Raw genomic sequence first — 7,827 nt, 5'->3', positions numbered from 1 at the left:
GACTTCGTTTCGCTCGCGGAAACGCGCAGCTTTAGCCGGTCCGCCGAGCTGCGGCACGTGTCGCAGCCGGCGTTTTCGCGGCGCATCCAGGCGCTCGAGGCATGGCTCGCGACCGAACTGATCGATCGTTCGGTTTATCCGACGCGGCTCACGCAGGCCGGGCAGATCTTCTACGAACAGGCGCTGACGATGCTGTCGCAGGCGCACGAGGCGCGCACGCTGCTGCGCGGCCACGTCGGCGCGCCGGTGCCGACGATCGAGTTCGCGGTGCCGCACACGCTGTCGCTCACGTATTTCCCGCGCTGGCTGCAGCGGATCGAGGCGAAGATGGGCCAGGTCCACACGCGGCTGCGCGCGCTGAACGTGCACGACGCGGTGCTGTCGCTCGTCGAGGGCGGCTGCGATCTCGTGATGGGCTACCACCACCCGAGCCATCCGGTCGCGCTCGACCCGGCGCGCTACGACATGCTGATCCTCGGCAGCGAGCCGATCAGCCCGTTTTCGGCGCCGGGCCGCGCGGGGCGGCCGCGCTATACGCTGCCCGGCACGGCCGATGCGCGTGTGCCGTACCTGTCATATACGCCGAACGCGTATCTCGGCCGGATGACGGAGGTCATCGTCGCGAATGCGACGACACCGCTGTTCCTCGATCGCGTCTATGAAACCGACATGGCCGAAGGGCTGAAGGCGATGGCGCTCGCGGGCCACGGCATCGCGTTCCTGCCGCACAGCGCGGTCGAGGATGCGGTCGCGGGCGGCCGCCTGATCCGGCTCGACCGGTCGGTGCGTGGCGGCGCGTACCCGTTCACGCTGACGATGGAGATCCGGCTGTACTGCGACAAGCTCGCGCTGCAGGGCGACGATCCGCGGCAGAAGCTCGTGCGTGCGCTGTGGGACGTCGTGCGCGACGAACTGCGCGAAACCGCGGGCTAATCGCGGGTTAACCGTGGGCGGTTAACCGCGACCGCGCGGGCCGGCCGGCTGTCGACGAGCTTGCGCCGCCTGTCGGGCGGCTGTCCGGCGGCCCTCCCGCATCCAGGAAACACGATTTTTCACGCACGCGATGCACGATCGATCGCGTGCGTTCTTGCGCAAATCGACCGCAGATTTGCGAAAAATCGCGATCATGCAAGAAACGCATAATCGAATAAGCAAACGGCATTGGATAAAAAAAACGGGTTTTTCGACAATGTGCGCACCTGTTGACCGTTGGAGCATCCATGTCTTCGCAATTGCAGTCCATCCCGTCCTACCTGCACGCCGACGATCTCGGCCCGTGGGGCAACTACCTTCAGCAAGTCGATCGCGTCGCGCCGTACCTCGGCTCGCTGTCGCGCTGGCTCGAAACGCTGAAGCGCCCGAAGCGCATCCTGATCGTCGACTGCCCCATCGAGCTCGATAACGGTACCGTCGCGCACTTCGAAGGCTATCGCGTGCAGCACAACGTGTCGCGCGGCCCGGGCAAGGGCGGTGTGCGTTACCACCAGGACGTGACGCTGTCGGAAGTGATGGCACTGTCCGCATGGATGTCGGTCAAGAACGCGGCCGTGAACGTGCCGTACGGCGGCGCGAAGGGCGGTATCCGCGTCGACCCGCGCAAGCTGTCGCGTGGTGAGCTCGAGCGCGTGACGCGCCGCTACACCAGCGAAATCGGCATCATCATCGGCCCGAACACCGACATCCCGGCGCCGGACGTCAACACCAACGAACAGGTGATGGCGTGGATGATGGACACGTACTCGATGAACCAGGGCCAGACGTCGACCGGCGTCGTGACCGGCAAGCCGATCGCACTCGGCGGTTCGCTCGGCCGCAAGGAAGCAACGGGCCGCGGCGTGTTCGTCGTCGGCAGCGAAGCGGCGAAGAAGAAGGGCCTCGAGATCGAAGGCGCACGCATCGCGGTGCAGGGCTTCGGCAACGTCGGCGGCATCGCGGCGAAGCTGTTCCAGGAAGCGGGTGCGAAGGTGATCGCGGTGCAGGATCACACGGGCACGATCTACCAGCCGGCCGGCCTCGATTCGAACAAGTTGCTCGACCACGTCGCACGCACGGGCGGTGTCGCGGGCTTCGAAGGCGCGGAGCCGATGCCGAATGACGAGTTCTGGACCGTCGAAACCGACATCCTGATCCCGGCGGCACTGGAAAACCAGATCACCGAGAAGAACGCAGGGAAGATCCGCACGAAGATCATCGTCGAAGGCGCGAACGGCCCGACGACGACGGCGGCGGACGACATCCTGACCGCGAACGGCGTGCTGGTGATCCCGGACGTGATCGCGAACGCGGGTGGCGTGACCGTGTCGTACTTCGAATGGGTGCAGGATTTCTCGAGCTTCTTCTGGACGGAAGACGAGATCAACCACCGTCTCGAACGCGTGATGCGCGAAGCGTTCTCCGGCGTGTGGGCAGTCGCGGAAGAGCACAAGGTGTCGGTGCGTACAGCAGCGTTCATCGTTGCGTGCAAGCGCATCCTGATGGCGCGCGAAATGCGCGGCCTGTACCCCTGATCTGCGGTTGCCGATTTCAGATCGGTTGACTACGATCAATCCATGACGCAATCCATCCGGTTGCGTGCATGAACCCTCGCGGGCGGTGCCGAATCCGGTACCGCCCGCGCGCGCATTCAGGCGCCGGAAGAGTGCCCGAAGCCGGGAGGAAGGCTTCGTACAGCGCGATTCGGAGTGCGGTAAACAACCAGTACTTTCAAAAATATTACTTTGATACACTGGCGCGGGTTTTAGCCAAGGAGATGACCAAAATGAAATACCAAAAGGCAGTCCTGATGTTCGCGGCGCTTTGCGCGTTCGCAAGTGGCGCGCATGCTCAGGAGACGGGCACGCTGAAGAAGATCAAGGACACGGGCGTGATCGCGCTGGGCCACCGCGAATCGTCGATTCCGTTCTCCTACTATGACGACAAGCAGCAAGTGGTCGGCTATTCGCGTGACTTCCAGATGAAGGTGGTCGACGCGGTGAAGAAGAAGCTGAACCTGCCGAACCTGCAGGTGAAGAACATCCCGGTCACGTCGCAGAACCGCATTCCGCTGGTGCAGAACGGCACGGTCGACATCGAGTGCGGCTCGACGACGAACAATCTCGACCGTCAGAAGCAGGCAGCATTCTCCGACACGATCTTCGTGATCGGCACGCGCCTGATGACGAGGAACGATTCGGGCATCAAGGACTTCGCGGACCTGAAGGGCAAGACGGTCGTGACCACCGCCGGCACGACGTCCGAGCGCCTGCTGCGCGCGATGAACAACGAGAAGCAGCTGGGCATGAGCATCATCAGCGCGAAGGATCACGGCGATTCGTTCCAGACGCTGGAAACCGGCCGTGCCGCCGCGTTCATGATGGATGACGCACTGCTCGCGGGCGAGCGCGCGAAGGCGAAGCAGCCGGGCAACTGGGTGATCGTCGGCACGCCGCAATCGCAGGAAGCGTACGGCTGCATGATGCGCAAGGACGATCCGGCATTCAAGAAGGTGGTCGACGACGCGATCGTGGAAGTCCAGAAGTCGGGCGAAGCCGCGAAGATCTACGCGAAGTGGTTCGAGAACCCGATCCCGCCGAAGGGGCTGAACCTGAACTTCCCGCTGTCCGATTCGATGAAGAAGCTGTACGCGAACCCGAACGACAAGGCGCTCGACTGACCGCACGGCCGTTGATGCAGAAATGACGCTAATGAGACGGAAGAGGCCCCGCTTCTTCCGTCTCTTTTTGCTGGAGTCTTGCCCATGTCTTACCACTGGAACTGGGGCATCTTCCTGAGCCCCGTATCGACCGGCGAGCCGACGACTTATTTCGGATGGCTGATGTCCGGCTTCTGGGTGACCATCGAAGTGTCGCTCGTTGCCTGGGTCATCGCGCTGATCGTCGGTTCGCTGTTCGGCGTGCTGCGCACCGTGCCGAACAAATGGCTGTCCGCGATCGGCACCCTGTACGTGTCGATTTTCCGGAACATTCCGCTGATCGTGCAGTTCTTCGTCTGGTATCTCGTGATACCGGAGCTGCTGCCTGCGTCGATCGGCACCTGGATCAAGCAGCTGCCGCCCACCACGCAGTTCTTCACCGCGTCGATCATCTGTCTTGGCCTGTTCACGGGCGCACGCGTGTGCGAACAGGTGCGCTCGGGGATCAACGCGCTGCCGAAGGGCCAGCGCGCCGCCGGCCTCGCGATGGGTTTCACGCAATGGCAGACGTACCGCTACGTGCTGCTGCCCGTTGCGTACCGGATCATCGTGCCGCCGCTCACGTCGGAATTCCTGAACATCTTCAAGAACTCCGCCGTCGCGTCGACGATCGGCCTGCTCGATCTGTCCGCGCAAGCGCGCCAGCTCGTCGACTACACCGCGCAGACCTATGAGTCGTTTATCGCGGTGACGCTCGCGTACGTGATCATCAACCTCGTCGTGATGTCGTTCATGCGCTGGATCGAAGGCCGCACGCGGCTGCCCGGCTATATCGGAGGCAAGTGATGCATCAGTTCGACTGGAGTAGTATTCCCGGCGCGCTGCCGACGCTGTGGACGGGGGCGGTCGTCACGTTCCAGATCACGCTGATCGCGATCGTGGTCGGGATCGTCTGGGGCACGCTGCTGGCGCTGATGCGGCTGTCGGGCGTGAAGCCGCTCGCGTGGTTCGCGCAGGCCTACGTGACGGTGTTCCGCTCGATCCCGCTCGTGATGGTGCTGCTGTGGTTCTTCCTGATCGTGCCGCAGCTGCTGCAGGGCGTGCTCGGGTTGTCGCCGACGATCGACATCCGTCTCGCCTCGGCGATGGTCGCGTTCTCGCTGTTCGAAGCCGCGTATTATTCCGAGATCATCCGCGCCGGCATCCAGGCGGTGCCGCGCGGGCAGGTGAACGCCGCGTTTGCGCTCGGCATGAACTACGCGCAGGCGATGCGCCTCGTGATCCTGCCGCAGGCGTTCCGCGCGATGGTGCCGCTGCTGCTCACGCAGGCGATCGTCCTGTTCCAGGATACGTCGCTCGTGTACGTGATCAGTCTCGCGGACTTCTTCCGCACGGCGGCCAACATCGGCGATCGCGACGGCACGACCGTCGAGATGGTTCTGTTCGCCGGTGCATGCTATTTCGTGATTTGCTCGTTGGCGTCTGCACTCGTCAAGGGTCTCCAGAAAAAGGTCACAAGATGATTTCCATCAAGAACGTTTCGAAGTGGTACGGCCAGTTTCAGGTTCTCACCGACTGCACGACCGAAGTCAAGAAAGGCGAAGTGGTCGTCGTGTGCGGCCCGTCGGGTTCGGGTAAATCCACGCTGATCAAGACCGTGAACGGCCTCGAGCCGTTCCAGCAGGGCGAGATCCTCGTGAACGGCCAGTCGGTCGGCGACAAGAAGACGAACCTGTCGAAGCTGCGCTCGAAGGTCGGGATGGTGTTCCAGCATTTCGAGCTGTTCCCGCACCTGTCGATCACCGAGAACCTGACGCTCGCGCAGGTCAAGGTGCTCGGCCGCGGCAAGGATGAAGCGAACGAGAAGGGCATGAAGCTGCTCGACCGCGTCGGCCTGAAGGCGCATGCGCACAAGTTCCCGGGCCAGCTGTCGGGCGGCCAGCAGCAGCGAGTCGCGATCGCGCGCGCGCTGTCGATGGATCCGATCGCGATGCTGTTCGACGAGCCGACGTCCGCGCTCGACCCCGAGATGATCAACGAAGTGCTCGACGTGATGGTCGAACTCGCGCAGGAAGGGATGACGATGATGGTCGTCACGCACGAGATGGGCTTCGCGAAGAAGGTCGCCCATCGCGTGATCTTCATGGACAAGGGCGCGATCGTCGAGGACGACCGCAAGGACGATTTCTTCTCGAATCCGAAATCGGAACGCGCGAAGGACTTCCTCGCGAAAATCCTGCACTGAGCGTTCGCGCTTGTCGGCGCGGCAAGTGCGCCGATACGAAAACCGCCCGGCCGAGCGCCGGGCGGTTTTTTTTCGTCCGTCGCCGGCGGGCGTTACCAGCTGTAGCGGTAGCCGACCTGCCCGACGATGCCGCGCCGGTAGTCGCCGCCGATGTTGCGCGCGATCTTCGCGTTCGCGTACAGCTCGCCCGACTTGCCGAAGCCCGCGGTCACGCCGACGCCGAGCTCGTACCACGTGCGGCCGAGGTGCGTCGCGAACGGCGTGCCGCCGACGACGGTCTGGCCCGGCGACAGGAAGTCGTGCAGCACGTCGGCCGTGAAGTACGGCGTGGCGGCGCCGCCGCCCGAATCCGACTGGAGGTTCGGCCGGAAGATGCGCACGCCGACGCGGCCGCGCAGCGCGTTCGTCGTCGTACCCGATACCGCCGAGACGTTGTCGTTGAACCCGTTCAGCTTCAGGTACTGATACATCAGCTGCGCCTGCGGCTCGACCGCGACCGGCAGCGCGCCGATCGCGAACGGCTTGCCGACTTCCTGCGACAGCGCGACGCCGAAGCCGTTCTGCGACGCCTCGTTGCCGTAGCTGTCGCGATAGCGGTTGCCGTAGTGCGTGACCTGACCGACGCTGTCGAAGTACGTGCCGTCGGACAGGTACTTCGTCCAGTAGCCGCCGATGCTTTGCGCGTGCATTTCGACCGAGCCCGTCGACGTCGACAGGTTGGCCGTATCGGCGCGCGCCATGTCGCTGAAGCTCGCGTTCGACACGCCGATGCTGGCCGTCACGCCCGCATGCGTGCTGCCGCCGCCGTTCGGTGCCTGGTCGAGCGTCCAGTCCTTGCCCAACTGCGCGAAGAACGTGCGCTCGTCGGCGGCGAAGCGGCCCGCATTCGCGTCGAGACTCTGGCCGCCGATGCGCCCCCACACGCCGTCGCGATTGCCGGGCTGCTGCTTTTCGAGGTTGTAGATGTCGCCGACGCGCTCGTGCAGCTTGCCCAGTGTCGAGAAGCCGTAGTCGGCGTTGAGCAGCGGCGTGAGGGCATAGCCCGACACGCCGGGGCGATACGCGAGCGTGCCGCCGTTGCCATTCCCGTTGCCGCCTCCATCGCCGCCGCCGGACGGGTGGATCGGGTCGCCCGGGTCCGACGGATCGAGTTGCGACCGCAGGTACCAGCCGTTCGCGTCGCTCTGCCCGCCGCGATAGAGCCGGTATTCGTACGCGCCCGCCTGCACGGGGCCCGCGAGCTGGAACGCCGATGCGGTGGTCGTGCCGCCGTTGGCCGTGACGACCACCGGAATCCCGTCGCCCTTCGTCTGCGCGCCGGTGCCGGCCGTGTTGGCGATCTTCAGGCCCGTCGTGCCGCTCGCGGCGCCGCCGTTCACGATCACCCGGTCGGTCGGCGACGCGTCGGCGCCGAGGAACGTGTTGAGCGCGATCGTGCCGCCGTTGCCGACGTAGCTGCCGGTCGTCAGCGTCTTGTAGCTGCCCGTGAGCGTCGGCGAACCGGTCGGCGCGGCGAACGCGACCAGGCCCGCGTTGTTCAGGCTGCTCAGCACCGAGCTGCCCGTCATGCGCCACGTGCTGGTGTTGTCGACAGACAGCGCGACCGGGTCGATCTTGCCGGCCAATGTCGTGCCGTTCGCGAGGAACACGTTGCCGGTGCTCGATGCGTCGGAGACGATGTCGCCGGCTAGGTTCACGGCCGATGCGGTGAAGGTGGCGTGGCTGCCGTTCGACAGGTCGAGCAGCGTGCCGTTGCCGGCCGTCACGACCGTACCGTTGCGCACGGCGATGTCGGCCGTGCCGCCGCGCGCAGCGAAGGCCGGCCCGGTAGCGGACGTGACGCTGTCGCCGTCGACGAGCACCGAGCTCGTCGCGCCGTTGGCGAGCGTATCGGACGTCAGCACGCCGGCCGTCGCGCCCTTGAGCGTCGTGCCGGTCAACGCGAGCACGC

General features: G+C 64.9%; 7 protein-coding genes. 6 read left to right on the top strand and 1 reads right to left on the bottom strand.

The genetic code is table 11. The features are described 5' to 3' along the window. The 6 genes from G3N99_RS30520 to G3N99_RS30495 form a co-directional block, all read left to right on the top strand. A partial coding sequence (locus G3N99_RS30520) for a LysR substrate-binding domain-containing protein (protein ID WP_206124230.1) occupies positions 1-933 on the top strand: 933 nt, incomplete at its 5' end. 287 nt (positions 934-1,220) lie between these two features. Beyond that, entirely contained in the window at positions 1,221-2,507 is a 1,287-nt protein-coding gene (locus tag G3N99_RS30515) for a Glu/Leu/Phe/Val dehydrogenase (RefSeq protein ID WP_011350945.1), read from the top strand. Between the two features lie 251 nt (positions 2,508-2,758). Beyond that, positions 2,759-3,652, top strand: coding sequence for a glutamate/aspartate ABC transporter substrate-binding protein (locus G3N99_RS30510; RefSeq protein ID WP_174955219.1), 894 nt, complete (start codon positions 2,759-2,761; stop codon positions 3,650-3,652). 84 nt (positions 3,653-3,736) lie between these two features. Next, complete coding sequence (locus G3N99_RS30505; RefSeq protein ID WP_011350947.1) at positions 3,737-4,477, top strand: amino acid ABC transporter permease; 741 nt, start codon at positions 3,737-3,739, stop codon at positions 4,475-4,477. Beyond that, the gene (gltK, locus tag G3N99_RS30500; protein ID WP_174939183.1) at positions 4,477-5,154 is read left to right on the top strand and encodes a glutamate/aspartate ABC transporter permease GltK; all 678 of its coding nucleotides are present in this window, start codon (positions 4,477-4,479) and stop codon (positions 5,152-5,154) included. The genes G3N99_RS30505 and gltK overlap by 1 nt, the downstream gene beginning before the upstream one ends. Next, positions 5,151-5,876 (top strand): amino acid ABC transporter ATP-binding protein, encoded by a 726-nt coding sequence (locus tag G3N99_RS30495; protein ID WP_011350949.1) that lies wholly within the window; start codon positions 5,151-5,153, stop codon positions 5,874-5,876. Before gltK ends, G3N99_RS30495 begins: the two co-directional genes overlap by 4 nt. Positions 5,877-5,968: 92 nt before the next feature. Here G3N99_RS30495 and G3N99_RS30490 read toward each other — a convergent pair. Continuing rightward, the coding region (locus tag G3N99_RS30490) for an autotransporter outer membrane beta-barrel domain-containing protein (RefSeq protein WP_206124229.1) at positions 5,969-7,827 on the bottom strand (1,859 nt) is incomplete at its 5' end.

The sequence above is a fragment of the Burkholderia sp. Ac-20392 genome (assembly GCF_017104585.1).
Taxonomy (GTDB): domain Bacteria; phylum Pseudomonadota; class Gammaproteobacteria; order Burkholderiales; family Burkholderiaceae; genus Burkholderia; species Burkholderia lata.
Note: the sequence above shows the minus strand (reverse complement) of the source record. Positions and strands in the feature narration are given on the sequence as shown.

Coding starts and splice junctions, on each gene's coding strand:
- G3N99_RS30505 (WP_011350947.1), top strand. CDS start 3,737: ATGTCTTACCACTGGAACTGGGGCATCTTCCTGAGCCCCGTATCGACC.
- G3N99_RS30495 (WP_011350949.1), top strand. CDS start 5,151: ATGATTTCCATCAAGAACGTTTCGAAGTGGTACGGCCAGTTTCAGGTT.
- gltK (WP_174939183.1), top strand. CDS start 4,477: ATGCATCAGTTCGACTGGAGTAGTATTCCCGGCGCGCTGCCGACGCTG.
- G3N99_RS30510 (WP_174955219.1), top strand. CDS start 2,759: ATGAAATACCAAAAGGCAGTCCTGATGTTCGCGGCGCTTTGCGCGTTC.
- G3N99_RS30515 (WP_011350945.1), top strand. CDS start 1,221: ATGTCTTCGCAATTGCAGTCCATCCCGTCCTACCTGCACGCCGACGAT.